Below are 17,353 nucleotides of genomic sequence, written 5' to 3'. Positions count from 1 at the left end.
ATCACCAGTACTCCTCCGGCAGTTTGCCCTCGATGTCCCGCACGTGCGCCCGGGCGCACGCCGGGCACAGCCAGGTCAGACGGCCGTTGGACCGTTCGGAAACCCAAGCCAGCGCCTCCGCGGGCGTGGCGGCGGACTTCGGTCTGCCACACCGGGAGCATGTCGCGTCACTCACCCGCAGACCATAAAACATGGAAACGCGACGGAAGGGCTCAGCCGCGCCGGCCGAGGTTGACGGTGGTCGAGGCCAGGTAGAACAGGTCGTCACGGGCGCCGACGAACGCCGGGTCGGCCGGATCGAGCAGACGCGCGAGCGCGGTCCGGTCGTCCTCGGCGAGCAGGTCGGTGACGACCTCGGCGGTGTGGTGCAGCCAGCCGATCACCGCGGTCCGCACTTCCTCCGAGACCGGCGCGGGGTGGTCGATCAGGTAACTGAAGGAGGTGACGTCCCGCAGGCCCGCGTCCGCGAGTGACCGGGTCCAGCCGACAGTCAGGCGTACGGAACCGGGGATGTCCGCGCGCATCTGGGCGAACCACGCTTTACGCGCCGCGATCAGCCGGTCGGTCAGGCCGGGTGCGCCGACGCCGAGATCCCAAGGGAGGCATTGGGTTCCCAGGCCGTCCTCGGCGAGGGCCAGCCAACCACCTGACGCGAGCAGACCGGCCAGCCGGTTCACGCCCTCCTGCTGATCACGCAAGTGGTGCACAACCGCGGCGGCCCACACCAGGTCCGCCGCGGGGAGTTGGTTGGCGAGCTCGTCACTGGCCGCGTCGCCGAGCACAGTGTCCACAGTGACTGTCGCGCCTGGACCGGACAGCACTGTGCGGACGTGTTCGGTTGCGGCGTCGAGGAGTTCTTGGACGGCGTCGACGAGAACGAGCCGTCCGCCACCGCGGGCCCGCAAAGCGAGGCCGAGTTGTGCGGCCATCCCGCCGGCACCGGAACCGATGTCGACGACGGTCGAGCCTGGTTGCAGCATGCCGACGAGGCGGTCGGCTGTGCCGCGGTACGCCTCGGCCGCGATGGAGTCACGGCGTCGCAGGTCGACCAGCCGTGTGGTCCAGTCGAAGTCGTCATGTGTGTGCACGCCCATGGCGTCTACTTAACCAAAAAGACGGGTGCCCGTCCGAAGACGAGCACCCGTCGGCAGATTCGCTTGTCACAGCGAGGATGCGACCTTCACCGCGCGCTTGGCGGCCCAGTTCGACACCCGGTTCCACCGCTTCGCGGCGGTCAAACGGCGGACCAGACGCAGCTCGCTCGCTGCCTGTTCCGCCTCGCGCATTCGTGCTCTCGCGAGATCTTCATAAAGCAACATCGTGTTGTCTCCCTTGAGGATGGTCGTGTAGTCGGTTGTCGGGGTCATGCCGCCGCCCCCTGCGCGCTCGCCGCGACAGTCGCGTCCTTACGCGGACGGCCACGAGGCCGCTTCCGCGCGATCACGACACCGCGCTCGAAGATCTCGCCACCCCAGACGCCCCACGGCTCGTGCCGGGCGACCGCTCCGGCCAGGCACTCGGCCCGGACGGGGCAGCTTCCGCAGAGCTGCTTGGCCCGCTCGAGGTCAGCGGGCGCCTCGGCGAACCAGAGGTCAGGGTTGGTGGCAGAACGGCAGGGCAAGTCGAGCCCTGCCAGGGGTGCAGCGTCGAGCAGGCCGGTCATTCCCGCCTCCGCCAAGTCGATGGGGTTGTCAGGTGATCTGCCCTCGGTGCGAGGGACAGCGATCGGAGACATCTGGTGGAGCTCCTGTCGGTTGTGTGTGGTGTGCTGGGTTTTCTTTGTGGGACACAAAAAACACGAAGGCCGCGGATCCGTTTCCGGGTCCGCGGCCTTCGTGAGCCTTGGGGGTTCCTGACCTAGGTCAGGTCCTCCTGCGCTCCTGCGCGGACAGGGAAGTACGGGAAATCGCCAGTTCGGACCGTGCGCACACTGGTCCCCTGGATCGAGATCTGCTTGGGCGCGACCATGACGCCGCCCGGGTTCCTCACGGCGGCCGGCAGCTCGAACGCCCGCCATTCGGCGTGCATGAGCGAACCGGTGGACAACGGGATGCCGGGAGCGTCACAGATGAGCAGATAGTTCGTCACCGTGGATCGCCCCCCTTCTCTACCGTCGTCCCCTGCCGGAGACTTCGAAAATCTTCGGGCCTTCTCAGCCCGGCTACTGCAGGTTATTGGTGGTACCGGGGTCCCCGCAACAGGTTTTTGACAGAATCTGGTGACGCCGGTCACACCGCCGCCCGATTGGGCGACATAAGCCGTCAACCTGGGCGTTTACCGTCGCCAAGCGGTCACCCGCAGTCCGGCGCGACCGCCGTGCAGCCACAGGGGACCCATCATGGCCGAAGAAGTTTCGCTCGAACAGCTCGAGAACGACGCGTGGGGACCTGCCCCCGATGACGCGACCGGCCTGATGAGGACAGTGCACGCTCTGCGCGCCAAGCCGATCGGTCAGCTGACACCCGGCGACGTCCGGGTCCTGCTCGGACAGCGGGAAGGCATCGACGTCCTGACGCCCCGGGCACTGGCGATGCTGCAAGAAGAACCGTTGCTCGAAGCGAGCTACTACCCCGGCGACCTCCTTGTCGCGGTTCTGAGCCTCCCGCGGTCGTACTGGTCCGCGGAGCCCAACTGGTACGCGATCGCCAAGCAGGTGATCGCGAATGTCCGGTTCGCCGGCCATGACGACCACTCGGCCCGGACGGTCAAGGAAGCCATCGAGGCGTTCGACTGACCATTCGCCGAGCCAGGTCCTGATCACTACGCTCGCCGAGGCTGGGTTGGCCGGGGCGAACCCAGTCGAAGCGCGGTGGCTGGTGCTTCGATGCGCACTAAAGTGAACTAGTCGTTCAGTTCAGTTTTCAGATGACAATTCAGCGGGAGGACAACCGTGACCACGACGGCTCAAGCCTCGGGGACCTTCACCATCGGCGGAGATCTCACGGTCAACCGGCTCGGCTTCGGCGCGATGCGGATCACCGGCCCAGGCATCTGGGGCGACCCGGCGGATCCCGACGAGGCACTGCGAGTGCTGCGGCGTTCGGTCGAACTCGGCGTCAACTTCATCGACACGGCCGACTCGTACGGGCCGTTCGTGTCCGAACAGCTGATCAAGAAGGCGCTGCACCCGTATCCGGAGGGCCTGGTCATCGCGACCAAGGCCGGGTTCACCAGGCAGGGCCCTGGCGAGTGGGCCGTCGTCGGGCGGCCGGAGTACCTCAAGCAGCAGGCCGAGCTGAGCCTCCGGCACCTCGGTGTCGAGCGCATCGACCTGTACCAGCTGCACCGGATCGACCCGTCGGTGCCACTCGACGAGCAGCTCGGCGCGCTGAAGGAACTGCAGAACGAGGGCAAGATCCGGCACATCGGGCTGAGCGAGGTCTCGGTCGACGAGGTCAAGGCGGCGAACAAGATCGCGCCAATCGTGTCGGTGCAGAACCTCTACAACCTCGGCAACCGGTCGGCCGAGGACGTGCTCGACTACTCGACGGCCAACAACATCGGCTTCATCCCGTGGAACCCGCTCGCGGTCGGTGCCCTGGCCCAGGAGACCAGCCCGCTGGCGAAGTTCGCCAAGCAACACGACGCCACGCCGTCGCAGTTGGCGTTGGCCTGGTTGCTGAAGCGCTCGCCGGTGATGCTGCCGATCCCGGGCACGTCCACGGTGGCGCACCTGGAGGACAACATCGCCGCGGCCGGCGTGCAGCTCAGCGACGACGAGTTCGAAGCCTTGGCCAAGGCGGTGTGATTGTCAGCGTCTGAGCCCGGGACCGGCATCCAGGCCTTTCCGAGTGGCGCTCGCAGCCAACGGGTGCACGACGCCGCCGTCGCGGCAGCCATCGAGCTGCTGGAAGAAGGCGGGCTCACCGCGGCGACGTGTGACGCGGTCTCGGCTCGGTCCGGTGTCAGCAAGGCGACCATCTACAAGCACTGGCCGTCCAAAACGGCCATCGCGGCGGAAGCCTTCGGCACGTTGATGGGCGACGCGCTGCCCTTGCCGGACACCGGATCGGCGGTCGGTGACCTGACCGAGCAGGTCCGCCAGGTCAGCGCGTTCTACGCCGCCCAGCCGGTGTTCGCCCAGCTCCTCGCGGCCTGCGTGACCGATCCAACCGGTGCGCCGTACTTCCGGCATTTCTTCCTCGCCGATCGGCGCAAGGCGATCGCGACGCTGTGGCAGCGTGCGATCGAACGCGGCGAGGCCAAGCCGGAGATCGACGCCGAAACAGCCACCGACGTGCTGTTCGGCCCGTTGGTCTTCCGGCTGATGAGCGGCCACCAGCCGCTCACCCCGGAAGAGGCCGACAAGATCACCGCGGCCGCGTTGGGCGGGCTACTCCGCTGACGTGCCGTTCACCAAAGCCAGGACGTCCCCGCCGAACCGGTTGAGCTTGGCCGCGCCGATCCCGGAGATCGAGACCAGGCCGGCCGGGTCGGTCGGGCGCTGCTCGGCGATGGCCATCAGGGTCGCGTCGGTGAACACGACATACGCCGGGACCTTGAGTTCCTTGGCCCGCGTCATCCGCCAGTCGCGCAGTTTGCTCAGCAGCTCCTCGTCCACGTCCGACGGGCAGTCCGTGCACCGGCCGAGCTTGGTCGCAACCGTGCCGACCAGCGAACGGCCACAGATCCGGCACGACAGTTTCTGCGCCGGGCCCTTGGCGCCGTTGGTGCTGCTGCGCGCCAGCCGAGCGGTCGGGTGCTCCTCCGGGATGAGGCCGTAGAGGAAACGGCAGCGTCGCCTGTGCCGACGCCCGCCTGGTGAACGCGACAGCGACCACGACAGCCATAGGTGCTCACGAGCACGCGTGACGCCCACGTAGAGCAGCCGGCGCTCCTCCTCCACCGCCGCCTCGTCGCCGTCAGCGAACTGGATCGGCAGAGTGCCGTCGACCAGTCCGATGAGGAACACCGCGTCCCATTCGAGACCTTTGGACGCGTGCAGCGAAGCCAGCGTGACGCCCTCGACGGTCGGCGGGTGCTGCGCGGCCGCACGGGTTTCGAGTTCGGCCACGAACTTGGGCAGGTCCGCGCCTTCCACTGTGGCGGTGAGCTCCTCGGCGAGCTCCACGATCGCCAGCAACGACTCCCAACGCTCCCGCGCCGATCCGCCCGCGGGTGGTTCGGCCGTCAGACCGACCCGTTCCAGCAGCCGCCGCACAAGTTCCGGCAACTCGCCTTCGGGCGCGTCCATGCTGGCCGCACGCAGGGCCGACATCGCCTGACGGACCTCTTGCCGCTCGAAGAACCGCTCGCCGCCCCGGACCAAGTAGGGAATGCCGGCCTCGGTCAGCGCCTGCTCGTACGCCTCCGACTGGGCGTTGACCCGGTAGAGCACCGCGATCTCGCTCAGCGGCGTGCCCGCGTCGACCAGGTCCTGGATCCGCTTCGCGACTGCCGCGGCCTCGGTCGGTTCGTCGTCGTACTCGTGGAACTGCGGCACTGGACCGGCCGGACGCTGGCCGATCAGCTTGAGCCGCGATCCGGCCGGGCGGTCGCGCGCCGCCGAGATCACCTGGTTGGCCAGGCCGACAACCTGCGGTGTCGAGCGGTAGTCGCGTTCCAGCCGGATCACGGTCGCTTCGGGGAAGCGCCGGGTGAACTCCAGCAAGGGCCGCGACGAGGCACCGGCGAACGAGTAGATGGTCTGGTTCGCGTCACCGACGACGGTCAGGTCGTCGCGCTGTCCGAGCCAACCGTTGAGCACTCGTTGCTGCAACGGCGTGACGTCCTGGTACTCGTCGACCACGAAGCAGCGGTAGCGCTCGTGGAACTCCTCCGCGACCTGCGGGTGTTCCTCCAGCACGGCCGCGGTGTGCAGCAGCAGGTCGTCGAAGTCCAGGAGTTTGGCGTTGTTCTTGAGCTTCTCGTAGCCCTGGTAGACCTTCACGACCTGGTCGGCGGGGATCGGCGGCGTGCGGTGCCTGCGCCGGACCGCGTCGGGGTAGTCGTCCGGCGAGATCAGCGACGCCTTCGCCCATTCGATCTCACTCGCCAAGTCACGCAGGACTTCGATCTCGGTCGGCGCGCCGGCCTTGTGCGCTGCCTGGCCGATCAGCCGCAGCTTGCCCTCGATCAGCTCCCAGGGCGCGTCGCCGACGACCCGCGGCCAGAAGTACCGCAGCTGACGCAGGGCCGCGCTGTGGAACGTCCGTGCCTGCGCGCCCGGGATGCCCAGTGCCCGCAGCCGGGTGCGCATCTCACCGGCCGCGCGGTTGGTGAACGTCACCGCGAGGACTTGTCCCGCCGCGACGTGCCCGGTGTGGACGAGGTAGGCGATCCGGTGGGTGATCGTTCTGGTCTTGCCCGTTCCCGCGCCGGCGAGTACGCAGACCGGTCCGCGCGGGGCCTGCACAGCCGCGCGCTGCTCCGGATCCAGGCCCTCCAGGAGGTTTTTTTCTGCGTCGCCGACCATGATTTCATCCTGACAGAGCCCCTCTCGGCGCCGTCAACGCGTTGGCCGGGCGTGTCGGTGCGAACGGTCCGTTCGCGAATTTAGTTGTCCACAACCCGCCAGTAACCCCTGTGACCAGCCCTTATCACCGGTAGACTGGGCTCGGGGTCGCCCCCCGGGAGTGGTGGGGGATGCAAAGGGGGCGGTGCGGGGCGCAAAGGGCCGCAGGACGTCGGTGCGGGGGTCTGTGGCGCTGTGGGCGCCAGGTCGAACGGTCCGTTCGTACGGTTTCGCCCGGGCCGTATCCTGGATTCATGGCTGGTAAGCAGGACAAGGAAGCCCTCAAGGCGGCTAAGGCCGCGCGCAAGGCTGAGTCGAAGGCCAAGCGGAGCCAGATCTGGCAGGCCTTCAAGATGCAGCGCAAGGAAGACAAGCTGCTGATCCCCTGGATGCTCGGTGTCTTCCTGGTGATCACCGGGGCGGTGTTCCTGCTCGGCATGCTGCTGGACATCCAGTGGATGGCGCTGCCGGTCGGCATCATGTTCGGTGTGCTCGGCGCGGTGATCGTGTTCGGCCGCCGGGTGCAGAAGAACGTCTTCAACAAGGCCGACGGCCAGCCGGGCGCGGGGGCGTGGGCGCTGGAGAACCTCAAGCGGGGCTGGCGCGTCACGCCGACCGTCGCCGCCACGACCCAGCTCGACGCGGTGCACCGGGTGCTCGGCCGTCCGGGCATCGTGCTGGTCGCCGAAGGCGCCCCGCACCGGGTGAAGACGCTCCTGGCGCAGGAGAAGAAGCGCATCTCGCGGCTGGTCGGCGACACCCCGATCTACGACATGATCATCGGCAACGAGGAAGGCCAGGTTCCGCTGGCCAAGCTGCAGTCGCGGCTGATGAAGCTGCCGCGCAACCTCGGCCCCAAGCAGGTCGACGCGATCGAGAAGCGGCTGTCCGCGCTGGCCAGCCGCGGTGCGGCGCTGCCGAAGGGCCCGATGCCGCAGGGCGCGAAGATGCGCAACGTGCAGCGCACCATCCGCCGCCGGTGACCCGGTCAGACACGATTTCGTAACGGAAGCACAGCCCGGACGAGCGTTCCGTGCTCAGTGGTGCGGCAGGAGAACTGACCAGCTATCTCCTGCGCCCGCTGGGCCATGAACTTCAGTCCCATGCCGCGGCTGCCGGCGTCCGCGGGCAGCCCGACGCCGTCGTCCTTGATCTCCAGCACGACACCTTCGCCGTTGATCGACAGGCGCACCGACGCCGAGGTCGCCTTCGCGTGCTTGACCACGTTGGTCAACGCCTCCGCGACGATCCGGTACGCGGCGACCTCGATGGTCTGCGACAACGCGGACACGTCGTCCGGAAGGTGGGTCTCCACCTTCAGCGTCGGCGCGGACAGGAACACCGCCAGCTCACGAAGCGCACCCACCAGCCCCAGCGTTTCCAGCTCCGGCGGCCGCAGTCGGTACGCGACGCGACGCACGATGCCCAACGCGTCGTGGATCGCACTGACCGCACGGTCCATCAGCTCGATGGCGGGCGTGTCGTCTGGCAACTTCGCACGGACCGCGTCCAGCTGTAGGCGGATACCCGCGAGCGTCGGCCCGACGTCGTCATGCAAGTCGCGCGACAGCCGTAGCCGTTCCTCCTCGCGTGCGGTGACCAGCTGTTCGCGGCTACGCAGCAGTTCTTCGTCCAACCGCAGCGCGGCGACAACGGGCGCCACTTGGTCCGCCAACGACGCCAGCGCCTGGGTCAGCATTTCGTCCAGGTGCGTACGGCCTTCAGGCGGCGCGACGAGCAGCCTGCCGACGACCACGCCGCGGTGCCGGAGATCGAAGGTCACCGGTTCGGCTTCGTCGTCCACGCATTTGCGCACTTCGGCCAGGGTGCGCACGCCGTCGTTGATCTCCAGTTCGAGCCGGGCGAACCGCAGGTGCAGCGAGTTGACGATCTCCTCGCACACCGCCGCGGGCACTTCGGAGACCTCGATGCGGTCGCGCATCCGTTGTCCCAACGCGGTCACGGCCTCGACGATGTCGACACGTCGGCCCCACGCGACTTGCCGGACCCACCGCGTCAACAGCAACGCGATCGGGAAGATCGCCGCACCGATGATCCCGGCCTCGAAGGCCGAATCGATGGGGATGACGAAGGACGAAACGGCGTACAGACCGAGGTAACACGCGATCAGGCTGGCCGTGACGACAACCGCGACGATGGCCCGGCGGACCGCGAGATCCAAGTCGTACAAGCGATCCCGCGTCACCGCGATCGCGACGGCGCCGGGGATGAGCGCCGACGCGAGCACCTCGAGGATGTGGTGCAGCACCAGGGGCATCGGCACGAACTCGCGCACAACCGCTTGCGCCCCACCGTAAAGCAGAACCCAGAGCAGCAACGACAGGCGCCGCGCCTGCACGCCCGTCGCCCGGCGCCACCGCATCGCCAAGCTGAGCAAAGCGATCACCGACGAAGCGACCAGGATCACCACGGCCGCATCGGTCAGGAACGTGGCGAACCCTTGCAGCTCGGGCACAGCAGCCGGGTTGTGAACGGTGTACTTGCTGCCGTGCACGCCTTCGGACAACGTTCCGCCGACGAGATACGCCAGGATCCCGAACGACGCGAGTCCGACCGCCCACCACCAACGCGGGCTCGGCAACCGTCCGTCCGGATAGATCAGGGGCAGCAGGGTCGCGATCGCCCAGATCGGCGGCGACCACCCCGCGTGCTGGATCGCCTCGAGGAAGAGCACGATCGGCTGGTCCGGTGAATCGAACGCGCCGACCAGTGCGGTGGCCAACGCCATGACGCCGTCCCACGCGGCGATCGTCACCAGCGCCCAGCCGACCAGGTTGCCCGGCTTCTGCCAGGTCACCAGGACGCCCATGACGGCGTAGAAGATGGCTATCTCGACGTCCAGCGGCATGGCCGCGTAGCCGGAGTAGCCCCACGCGTCGAGCGCCTCGGTGACGACCGCCGCGGCGACGCCGGTGACCAGCCCGAGCGCTCCCAGGCTCGCGGCGACGACCCTGCCGGTCAACGGGTGCGCACGACCACCGTGCCGAAGAGCTTGTCGTGAAGTCCCCGGCGGTCGGCGTCCCAGATCGCGGCGGGGATGATCAACGCGACCAGCACTGTTCTCGGCACCGCGCGCAGCGGGCCGACGAGCGGGTTCTCGCCGAGGCGGGCGACCCGGATGCCGAGCACCTTCATGCCGGGGGTGGACCCGAAGAAGGCGACGGCGATCACGGTGATCACGAACCAGGCGAGCAGGCTCCAGTTGCGGGGCAGCTCGGGCGCGGTGAACAGGCCGGCGACCAGGCCGGCCAGCACCGCGTCGATCACGAGTGCGAGCGCGCGCACACCCGTTCCGGCCACCGATCCGGGGCCGTCTTTGGGCAGGCCGAGGCGCTCGCCGGGGTAGCTCTGTACGGGACGGTCGCCGGCATCCGCGCCAGGTTCGAGCGCGGCGCGGGGCCCGGACAACCACGATCCGGTCCACCTTGTCACCCCACCAGAGTAGAACGACGTCACCCGGCGGCGTCCAACGGTCGACATTTCGAATATCACGCGGCTCGTTAACATCGGCGAAACACCCGGGTGACGGTCGGGCAACACCACGCTCATAGCTTCACGACGGAAGTGGGGCGCCCGTCGGCGCCAAGCACTGAGTAAGGAGCCTACGAGCGTGTTCACTAGCCCCGACGAGGTCTTGCGCTTCATCAAGGACGAGCAGGTTCGGTTCGTCGACGTCCGGTTCTGCGACCTGCCGGGCATCATGCAGCACTTCACGGTGCCCGCCGAGTCGTTCGACGCCTCGGCGTTCGAGGACGGCCTCGCCTTCGACGGGTCGTCGGTTCGTGGTTTCCAGTCGATCCACGAGTCGGACATGCTGCTGCTGCCGGACCCCTACACCGCCCGGATCGACCCGTTCCGGGTGGAGAAGACCCTGGTCCTGAACTTCTTCGTGCACGACCCGTTCACGCGTGAGGCCTACAGCCGTGATCCGCGCAACATCGCGCGCAAGGCCGAGCAGTACATCAACGAGTCCGGTATCGCCGACACCGCCTACTTCGGTGCTGAGGCCGAGTTCTACATCTTCGACTCGATCCGCTTCGACAACGCCGAGAACGGCGCCTTCTACGAGATCGACTCCGTCGAGGGCTGGTGGAACACCGGCGCCGACGAAGAAGGCGGGAACCGCGGCTACAAGACGAAGTACAAGGGTGGCTACTTCCCCGTCTCGCCGGTCGACCACTTCGCCGACCTGCGTGACCAGATGGTGCTGAACCTGATGAACGCCAACTTCTCGGTCGAGCGCGGCCACCACGAGGTCGGCACCGCAGGCCAGGCCGAGATCAACTACAAGTTCAACACGCTGCTGCACGCGGCCGACGACCTGCAGTTGTTCAAGTACATCATCAAGAACACCGCCTGGCACGCGAACAAGAGCGTCACCTTCATGCCGAAGCCCCTGTTCGGCGACAACGGCTCGGGCATGCACTGCCACCAGTCGCTGTGGAAGGAAGGCGAGCCGCTGTTCCACGACGAGTCCGGTTACGCTGGCCTGTCGGACGTGGCGCGGCACTACATCGGCGGCATCCTGCACCACGCGCCGTCGCTGCTGGCCTTCACCAACCCGACGGTGAACTCGTACCACCGCCTCGTGCCGGGCTACGAGGCCCCGGTCAGCCTGGTCTACTCGCAGCGCAACCGTTCGGCCTGCGTCCGGATCCCGATCACCGGCAACAACCCCAAGGCCAAGCGCATCGAGTTCCGCTGCCCGGACTCCTCCGGCAACCCCTACCTCGCCTTCAGCGCGATGGTGATGGCAGGCCTCGACGGCATCAAGAACAAGATCGAGCCGGCCGCCCCGATCGACAAGGACCTCTACGAGCTCCCGCCCGAGGAGGCCAAGAACGTCAAGCAGGTCCCCGCCGACCTGGGCACCGTCCTCGACACCCTCGAGGCCGACCACGACTACCTGCTCGAGGGCGGCGTCTTCACGCCGGACGTGATCGAGACGTGGATCGCCTTCAAGCGCGAGAACGAGATCGACCCGCTCCGCCTCCGCCCGCACCCGTACGAGTTCTCGCTGTACTACGACGTCTGATCGGTAGTACGTAACGGCACCAGGCCGGGTGGTCGAGGGTTTCCTCGGCCACCCGGCCTGATCACGTTCATGCCGCTGTCCCGAAGACTTGATCTACGTGTTCGTTGAGCGCGTCGTCGCGTCCTCCTGCGTCATCGGAACCCGCTCACGTAGTTTCCGAAGCTGGTTAACCAGTGCTTGTCGTTTCCAGATGGCGTAGTCACGGCGTGCCTCTCAACGTGGCCGTGAGCGCACTCCACTGTCGGGCCTGCTCGCCCAAGTCCTCGTACAACTCGGACAGTTGCTCGACTACCGCCGCGCGACACCCCAACTGCACAGCCTCTTCTCGCGCCATAGCGGCATTGGTCTCGTCCACACCGTCGAGCACGTCCGCCAGCACCGTGAAACACGACGCCTTGGACCGCAACGCGCGCACCACCTCCATTGGCGACCGGTCCGGTCGCTGCATGGTCATCACGTCTGCTCCGGCGTCTGATACACCGCCGCCAGCTCAGACGCTGCCTCCGCCAAGTCCTCCAGGAACTTGGTGAACTGCGGGTACGTCTCGGGATCGGTGGGCGGCATCAGCGTGACCGAGTAGGACGCGTCTGCCATGAACAGCCGCGCCGCATCACACTCGTCCTGTGGGTGCACGATTACTCGCGTGTCTGCCCCGATCTGCCACTGAGTCCCTGTGGTCATGTCACGCCGCCTTCTCATCGCCAGCGGCTTGGTTGAGCAGCATGGTCGCGAGCGACATTCCTTGTGGCACAGCCATAATCGGCAAAATGGTCATGGCTCCTCCGGCTCCCTTGATGACACCCGGGATTGGGTGCGTGCAGGTCAAGGAAACCGGCGATCAGCTACAACACCCCGGACAAACTGTCCGGGTATACCTCAGTGGCGCTTCTGAACTGCCGACACGATGGCCTCAAGGATCGCAGCCCACGGCAGCTCCTTGCCCGGAGCCGAGCGCGGCTCGTGCAACGGCCAGATGTCCTCACCCATCACTAGCCGCACGTTGGCCTGGCGCAGCTTGGTGATGTGGTCATCCCAGGCAGGCTGGTTCGCGTGCGCCGCGTTGACGCGCGGGAACACCACGACCGGCACTTCACCGAGCCCGATCGCCTCGCAGACCTGGGTCAAGGCTTGGTTGTCCGCGATGCCCAGGGCCATCTTCGCGACCGTGTTGGACGTCGCTGGCACCACCGCGTAACAGTCGACCTTCGGGTGTGGACTGTCCTCCCACGGCATCCGGGGCTTGTGCCGCACCGGCAGCCCGGTCAGCTGCTCGATCTTGTCGACCGCACCCATGGCATTCAGCCACGTCCACGCCGTAGGAGTCAGCGTCACCGCCACCCGCAAGCCACGCTGCATCACCGGTTCGATCAGCTTCGACGCGACCTCTTCCAACCCGCCGGCCGCGCAGCCAACCAGACCCACCACAGGCGCGTTCATCAACTCTCGCTCACCGCACGGCACCGCTCCGCCAGCACCAGCAGCAACGAGGACTTCTTGCCACCCGTCACAGGTGCCCGCCGATACAACGTCCGCACGACCTCACGCGCGATCGAACTGTGCCGCAGCAGTGAGGGTGACTTCTGTTCCGCGGACAACAGCACCTGCAACGCCTCTTCGTCCTTGGCGAGCAGGCTCAACGCCCGCCCCAGATCGATCAGGTGCGTCACTTGCCGCTCGACCGGCAACCCGTCTGTGTCCACCTGGCCGCCACGGTCGACCACATAGGAGATATCCCCCAGGTCCAGCGACGCCGAGAGCTGATGCAGCTGCACGTTGCCCGGACCGAACCCCGTCTGCCAGTAGTTCGCGTCCCGCCCCAGCGCGTTCGCCGCCCGCTCCGCCTTGCCCAACAGCTCGTTCGCCGTCGCCCGCTCCTGATGCCGCGCCGCAGCCACCGCCGCCCGCAGATGCAACATCCCGTACAGACTCAGCGCGCCCGGGTGGCCTTCCCTCAATCTTGGCTCGAGGTACTTCGCCGCCGCGTCTCCCAGCTCCAACGCGTCTTCGAACCGCCCCGTTGCCAACAGCGCGTGCGTGCCCGACCTGGCCGCCGAGGCCAACACCAGCGGGTCGTCAGCGATGTCGGCCGCGTGCATTGCGCGTTCAGCCGCGATCCACGCCAAGTCCGCTTCACCGATCTTGCTCAACGTCGTGGCCGCGAGATGGTGAATCCGCGCTGACACCGTCGCCGCCAGTCGGTTGTATGCCTCGTCGACGTTGTTCGCTTCCATCTGCTGCGCCGTCTTGATCAACCTCGGCAGGACCGCGACCACACGCCCGATCTGCCCCGCCTGGTAATCCATCCAGGCCGCCTCAGTCCACTGGGCGACCGGCCTCGGATCCACGTACTCCGGCGAGATCGACGGCCCGAACAACGTCTTCGACAACCGACGCGGAGTCATCAACGCATCACGAATCGCCGGAACGTCATCGTTCTTCTGCTCATCTTCCAGCAACACCGGCTCACCGAGCAGGTCACCGAGGGACACCCGCAGCGCCCGAGCCACCTCAACCAGCACATCCAACCGGTTGATGTCCCGCTCACCACGCTCGATCTTGCTCAACCAGTCCTCAGACCGCCCGACAAGACCCGCCAACGTCGACTGCGCCAACCCACGACGCCGCCGGTAGAACGCCACACGCTCCCCGACCGTCAGCGGATCACCAGCCCCACGCATACCACGAGGCTACAGCTGGTGTGCTCTCGCGCGTGATGACAACCGAGATCACTCCGCCCAAGCAGACACAGCGCTCTTGATCCACAAACGGTGGTCGGCCAGGCTGGCCATTGGATCAAACCAATCGCCGCCCGAAAATGACCACTAACAGCCGGTAAGCGCGTCGCCCCCACCTCCAGGCTGACTCGTTACAAAAATAAGCCATTCGAGTGAGATCGCGCCGTCATTGATGACAAATTGGCAATCAAGCAGATCCATCACTGCAAGCAGCGACCCTTATGACGTACGGTCGATGTCACCCATCTGAAGTCACGGCAGCTGGAGGGTTGGGTTGACCGAGCCGAGTTGGCAGTACTACGAGGCTTCAGGTGGCGGCGATGTGGTGATCAAAGAGATAGCGGCTGAACTGGGGTCAGACGTAAATCTGCTGGTAAAGCTTACCGGTTTGCAAGAGCGAATTCGAACTGGCCAGACGCTGCCGCGCGACGTGAAGCACCTAGGCCAAGGTCTCTACGAGGGCCGACTGAGCGTCCAACGCAACGAGTGGCGACTGTTCTATGCGCGGACACAGGAAGGTTTTGTCTTCTTAGCCCTACATTTCGTACAGAAGAAACGACAGCGGATACCGCGGGCGATCAAGAAAGCCAGGGACCGTCTCAGAGACTGGGAAGAGGAGGAGTAACATGCGGCGTCCAGCTTGCGATATCGGTCCGGACCGATGCACCATGGTAGAACCACGTGAGGAGGCCGCCATGGCAAACGACCTGCTCAGGCTGCTTGGAGTCGACCCTGACAGTCAGGTCGTAAAGTCCGCCCGAGAAGACGACGCTGACCTCGCCAACCTCATGCGAAGCCTCTACGAGCTGCGTCGATCCTCGGGGTTAACGCAGGCTGAGGTGGCAAACCGCATGGGCACCACCCAGTCGGCTGTTTCCGATCTTGAGCGTACCGCGATCGACCCACAGGTAACAACTCTGCAACGGTATGCGCGTGCCGTAGGAGCTGCGCTCAAACTTCGCACCCTCGTCGTAAACGACGAGTGGAAGACGGCCGGACGCCTCCGGGCTAGAAGCCATGTCCAACCACGTTCCGATCGTCACCACGAGGCTCGACTGGTCGACTGGACCCTGAGTGGCGGAAGTGAGACGTGTAGTGCCTGATGAGGTGGTAGACGCTGAAGTTAGCCGCCTGCTCGACGAGGCCGAACTGCTCGACGTGCGATGCTACGAAATTGGCGCAAAAGCTCGCGCTGGCTTCAAACTGCCTAAGGCTCGCGATGACCGTGAGATGCCTACCGAGCTAAGAGTCTTTATCCAACGAAGGAAGGGTGAGCTCGGCGTTAGAATTCGCGCAGAGATCCTTTCCGACGAAGCTGAAGTACGGGCAGATTTCGCTGCAATCTACACCGTACCGAATGAAGCATTGTACAGCGAGAGGGCGATAAAGCAATTTGTCGCAAAGGATGCAATCTTCACCATTTTCCCCTTCCTTCGCGAAGCGATCGCCGAAGCGACGCGACGTATAGGCGTTGAGCCGCATGTACTTTCTATGCTGCGCTTGAAGGATCTTGAAGGTGACCTTGGCGGCCTGGAGATAGATTCCAGCGAACCGACCTAGGGGTCTACTGACGCGCACCAGGACAGCTTTGACGTCTCCGAGTTCTGATGGAGCAGTGAAAATTCTAGTCCGTCATAAACCAGAGGCCAGTGTTCGATCCTGAACAAGTTGTGTCAACCATCAGCCGGATCGCGACAAGCAAACGCCGTACGAACGTGCCGAATTTGGCTCTAAGGGATCAAGGCGCGCCGCCGTTGGCGGCGCGCGTCACGCTTGGCAGCTCAGGCCAGTCCATCCCGAGACGACCGGGCTCCCGCTTCGCTACGCCCGGTCGGTCGATCGGCTGGACCCCGAGCTGCCCGCGTGAGTTCCTTGGGCCGACGGCGGCGCACATGGCATAGAGCGGACGGCATGAACCAGCACAGGTCAAACTGGGAAAGTCACCGCGGAATCGACCGGCAGGCGGGCTGACGAGATGCCCGCCGGCCTCTGCCTGATTGCGACAAGAGACCGTCACCTTGTGGTCCCTCGCGATTGATCGTTTAACACCAGGCCATCGGCATCAAGGGCGCCTACGGCGTGGCTGCGCCATGGTCGCAAGCGCCCACCCTTGACACCGCCGGGATGGACGCGCAGATGGTGCTCTGGACGAGGTACGAACTCAGTCAGACGTTCGCACCGAGCAGGCCGCGAAGGACCAAGATCAGGCCGTCTCCAGGCCGTCAGACGTTCGAAAGTGACCGTCAACGACCATCAACATCAACTAAGAACCAGCAGGTCAGAGCGGGTACGCGGCCATCGAAAGCAGGTCGGAAAGGGCGAGGGACAGAGCTACGACGTCTGATCGGTAGTACGGCGCAGGCGACGGAGGTGCTGTCCGCTGCGGCGACGGCGTGACGCGTCCAAAGCTCGGGCGTCGGGGTCGACGAAGGCCTCGTAGTACGAGATTTCGGCGTCGCTTGCCTGGCCGGAGTCGGTGAGCGCGCCGAGGGTGGCGCGGTCGGCATCGAGGGAAGGCACCCGGGTTACGTGGGGACGGTGCATCCCAGGGGAAGTCAGAATGCGACCTCGGCGGTGGGGGTTGTGCCGCCTTTGCGGCCGGGGGCCGATTCGTACTTCCAGTACAGGTTGGTGTGGGCGATGACTTGGTCGGGGGAAGGGGCGCCGTAGGAGGTGAAGTCTTCGGTTGTGTGGGCGTCCGCGACGAGGGTGGCGTCGTAGCCGCGGACCATGGCGCCGTGGAGGGTGGCGCGGATGCAGACGTCGGTTTGGGCACCTGTCACTACGAGGTGGCCGACGCCGAGGGCTGCCAGATGAGTTTCGAGGTCTGTGTCCTCGAAGGAGTCACTGTAGGACTTGTGCACCAAGGGCTCGGAGGAATCGCGTTTCAACGAAGAATGGTACTGCCAGGCCTCACTGTCGCGGGGCATGTCTTCGTCGGAGTGCTGTACCCAGACGATCGGGACGTTCTCCGCGCGCGCCTTCTCGACCAGGGTGTTGATGTTGGCGATCACCGCATCGCGGTTGTGGGCGTCCTTCACCACGCCGTTCTGCACATCGATCACCATCAGCGCTGTGTTCGGCCGGTTGGGCAGTGTTGTCATGGCC

General features: G+C 66.0%; 22 protein-coding genes. 8 read left to right on the top strand and 14 right to left on the bottom strand.

What is annotated here, in order from left to right; genetic code table 11:
- Window position 1: 1 nt before the first annotated feature.
- The 5 genes from GC106_RS24115 to GC106_RS24095 all read right to left on the bottom strand — a co-directional run bounded on the left by GC106_RS24115 (window position 2) and on the right by GC106_RS24095 (window position 2,088).
- Window positions 2–175 carry a hypothetical protein gene (locus GC106_RS24115; protein WP_312872810.1) on the bottom strand — a complete coding sequence of 58 codons (174 nt, stop codon included), beginning with the start codon at window positions 173–175 and terminating at the stop codon, window positions 2–4.
- A 37-nt stretch (window positions 176–212) separates the two neighbouring features.
- Window positions 213–1,094 carry a class I SAM-dependent methyltransferase gene (locus tag GC106_RS24110; protein WP_173134953.1) on the bottom strand — a complete coding sequence of 294 codons (882 nt, stop codon included), beginning with the start codon at window positions 1,092–1,094 and terminating at the stop codon, window positions 213–215.
- Window positions 1,095–1,160: 66 nt separating this feature from the next.
- Entirely contained in the window at window positions 1,161–1,367 is a 207-nt protein-coding gene (locus GC106_RS24105; RefSeq protein WP_173134950.1) for a hypothetical protein, read from the bottom strand.
- Window positions 1,364–1,735 (bottom strand): WhiB family transcriptional regulator, encoded by a 372-nt coding sequence (locus GC106_RS24100; protein WP_281368596.1) that lies wholly within the window; start codon window positions 1,733–1,735, stop codon window positions 1,364–1,366. Before GC106_RS24100 ends, GC106_RS24105 begins: the two co-directional genes overlap by 4 nt.
- 122 nt (window positions 1,736–1,857) lie before the next feature.
- Window positions 1,858–2,088, bottom strand: a complete 231-nt coding sequence (locus GC106_RS24095; RefSeq protein ID WP_173134947.1) for a hypothetical protein — start codon at window positions 2,086–2,088, stop codon at window positions 1,858–1,860.
- Window positions 2,089–2,338: 250 nt separating this feature from the next.
- Between GC106_RS24095 and GC106_RS24090 the strand changes: the two genes are divergently transcribed.
- The 3 genes from GC106_RS24090 to GC106_RS24080 all read left to right on the top strand — a co-directional run bounded on the left by GC106_RS24090 (window position 2,339) and on the right by GC106_RS24080 (window position 4,345).
- Window positions 2,339–2,734: a contact-dependent growth inhibition system immunity protein gene (locus GC106_RS24090; RefSeq protein WP_173134944.1), complete on the top strand. Its 396-nt coding sequence runs from the start codon at window positions 2,339–2,341 to the stop codon at window positions 2,732–2,734.
- Between the two features lie 156 nt (window positions 2,735–2,890).
- Window positions 2,891–3,748 carry an aldo/keto reductase gene (locus tag GC106_RS24085; protein WP_173134942.1) on the top strand — a complete coding sequence of 286 codons (858 nt, stop codon included), beginning with the start codon at window positions 2,891–2,893 and terminating at the stop codon, window positions 3,746–3,748.
- A complete protein-coding gene (locus tag GC106_RS24080) occupies window positions 3,749–4,345 on the top strand; it encodes a TetR/AcrR family transcriptional regulator (protein WP_217280896.1) in 597 nt (198 codons plus the stop codon).
- On the opposite strand, the gene GC106_RS24075 is transcribed toward GC106_RS24080, so the two are convergent.
- Window positions 4,334–6,415 carry an ATP-dependent DNA helicase UvrD2 gene (locus tag GC106_RS24075; protein WP_173134938.1) on the bottom strand — a complete coding sequence of 694 codons (2,082 nt, stop codon included), beginning with the start codon at window positions 6,413–6,415 and terminating at the stop codon, window positions 4,334–4,336. The genes GC106_RS24080 and GC106_RS24075 overlap by 12 nt on opposite strands.
- Window positions 6,416–6,708: 293 nt before the next feature.
- Between GC106_RS24075 and GC106_RS24070 the strand changes: the two genes are divergently transcribed.
- Window positions 6,709–7,437, top strand: a complete 729-nt coding sequence (locus GC106_RS24070) for a DUF4191 domain-containing protein (RefSeq protein WP_173134935.1) — start codon at window positions 6,709–6,711, stop codon at window positions 7,435–7,437.
- 5 nt (window positions 7,438–7,442) lie between these two features.
- On the opposite strand, the gene GC106_RS24065 is transcribed toward GC106_RS24070, so the two are convergent.
- Window positions 7,443–9,437 carry a sensor histidine kinase gene (locus GC106_RS24065; protein ID WP_173134932.1) on the bottom strand — a complete coding sequence of 665 codons (1,995 nt, stop codon included), beginning with the start codon at window positions 9,435–9,437 and terminating at the stop codon, window positions 7,443–7,445.
- Window positions 9,434–9,907, bottom strand: coding sequence for an RDD family protein (locus GC106_RS24060; protein ID WP_173134929.1), 474 nt, complete (start codon window positions 9,905–9,907; stop codon window positions 9,434–9,436). Before GC106_RS24060 ends, GC106_RS24065 begins: the two co-directional genes overlap by 4 nt.
- A gap of 178 nt (window positions 9,908–10,085) precedes the next feature.
- Here GC106_RS24060 and glnA point away from each other — a divergent pair, with 178 nt between their 5' ends.
- On the top strand, window positions 10,086–11,510 hold the full coding sequence (gene glnA / locus GC106_RS24055) for a type I glutamate--ammonia ligase (protein WP_173134926.1): 1,425 nt from the start codon (window positions 10,086–10,088) through the stop codon (window positions 11,508–11,510).
- Window positions 11,511–11,709: 199 nt separating this feature from the next.
- Here glnA and GC106_RS24050 read toward each other — a convergent pair whose 3' ends face one another.
- The 4 genes from GC106_RS24050 to GC106_RS24035 form a co-directional block, all read right to left on the bottom strand.
- Window positions 11,710–11,964: a hypothetical protein gene (locus GC106_RS24050; protein ID WP_173134923.1), complete on the bottom strand. Its 255-nt coding sequence runs from the start codon at window positions 11,962–11,964 to the stop codon at window positions 11,710–11,712.
- Window positions 11,964–12,191: a hypothetical protein gene (locus tag GC106_RS24045; RefSeq protein WP_173134920.1), complete on the bottom strand. Its 228-nt coding sequence runs from the start codon at window positions 12,189–12,191 to the stop codon at window positions 11,964–11,966. Before GC106_RS24045 ends, GC106_RS24050 begins: the two co-directional genes overlap by 1 nt.
- A gap of 195 nt (window positions 12,192–12,386) precedes the next feature.
- The gene (locus tag GC106_RS24040; RefSeq protein ID WP_173134917.1) at window positions 12,387–12,947 is read right to left on the bottom strand and encodes a flavoprotein; all 561 of its coding nucleotides are present in this window, start codon (window positions 12,945–12,947) and stop codon (window positions 12,387–12,389) included.
- Entirely contained in the window at window positions 12,947–14,188 is a 1,242-nt protein-coding gene (locus GC106_RS24035; RefSeq protein ID WP_173134914.1) for a helix-turn-helix domain-containing protein, read from the bottom strand. The genes GC106_RS24040 and GC106_RS24035 overlap by 1 nt, the downstream gene beginning before the upstream one ends.
- Window positions 14,189–14,519: 331 nt before the next feature.
- Between GC106_RS24035 and GC106_RS24030 the strand changes: the two genes are divergently transcribed.
- The 3 genes from GC106_RS24030 to GC106_RS24020 are packed head-to-tail and all read left to right on the top strand — an operon-like array spanning window position 14,520 to window position 15,805.
- On the top strand, window positions 14,520–14,870 hold the full coding sequence (locus GC106_RS24030) for a type II toxin-antitoxin system RelE/ParE family toxin (RefSeq protein ID WP_173134912.1): 351 nt from the start codon (window positions 14,520–14,522) through the stop codon (window positions 14,868–14,870).
- A gap of 1 nt (window position 14,871) precedes the next feature.
- A complete protein-coding gene (locus GC106_RS49740; RefSeq protein ID WP_376777762.1) occupies window positions 14,872–15,348 on the top strand; it encodes a helix-turn-helix domain-containing protein in 477 nt (158 codons plus the stop codon).
- Window positions 15,341–15,805: a protein-export chaperone SecB gene (locus GC106_RS24020; RefSeq protein WP_173134909.1), complete on the top strand. Its 465-nt coding sequence runs from the start codon at window positions 15,341–15,343 to the stop codon at window positions 15,803–15,805. Before GC106_RS49740 ends, GC106_RS24020 begins: the two co-directional genes overlap by 8 nt.
- A gap of 771 nt (window positions 15,806–16,576) precedes the next feature.
- On the opposite strand, the gene GC106_RS24015 is transcribed toward GC106_RS24020, so the two are convergent.
- On the bottom strand, window positions 16,577–16,765 hold the full coding sequence (locus GC106_RS24015) for a hypothetical protein (protein ID WP_173134907.1): 189 nt from the start codon (window positions 16,763–16,765) through the stop codon (window positions 16,577–16,579).
- A 35-nt stretch (window positions 16,766–16,800) separates the two neighbouring features.
- Window positions 16,801–17,349 (bottom strand): isochorismatase family protein, encoded by a 549-nt coding sequence (locus tag GC106_RS24010; RefSeq protein WP_173134904.1) that lies wholly within the window; start codon window positions 17,347–17,349, stop codon window positions 16,801–16,803.
- Window positions 17,350–17,353 lie beyond the last annotated feature (4 nt).

The sequence above is a fragment of the Kibdelosporangium persicum genome (genome assembly GCF_013280595.1).
GTDB lineage: Bacteria > Actinomycetota > Actinomycetes > Mycobacteriales > Pseudonocardiaceae > Kibdelosporangium > Kibdelosporangium persicum.
This window is presented reverse-complemented; position numbering and strand designations above follow the sequence as displayed.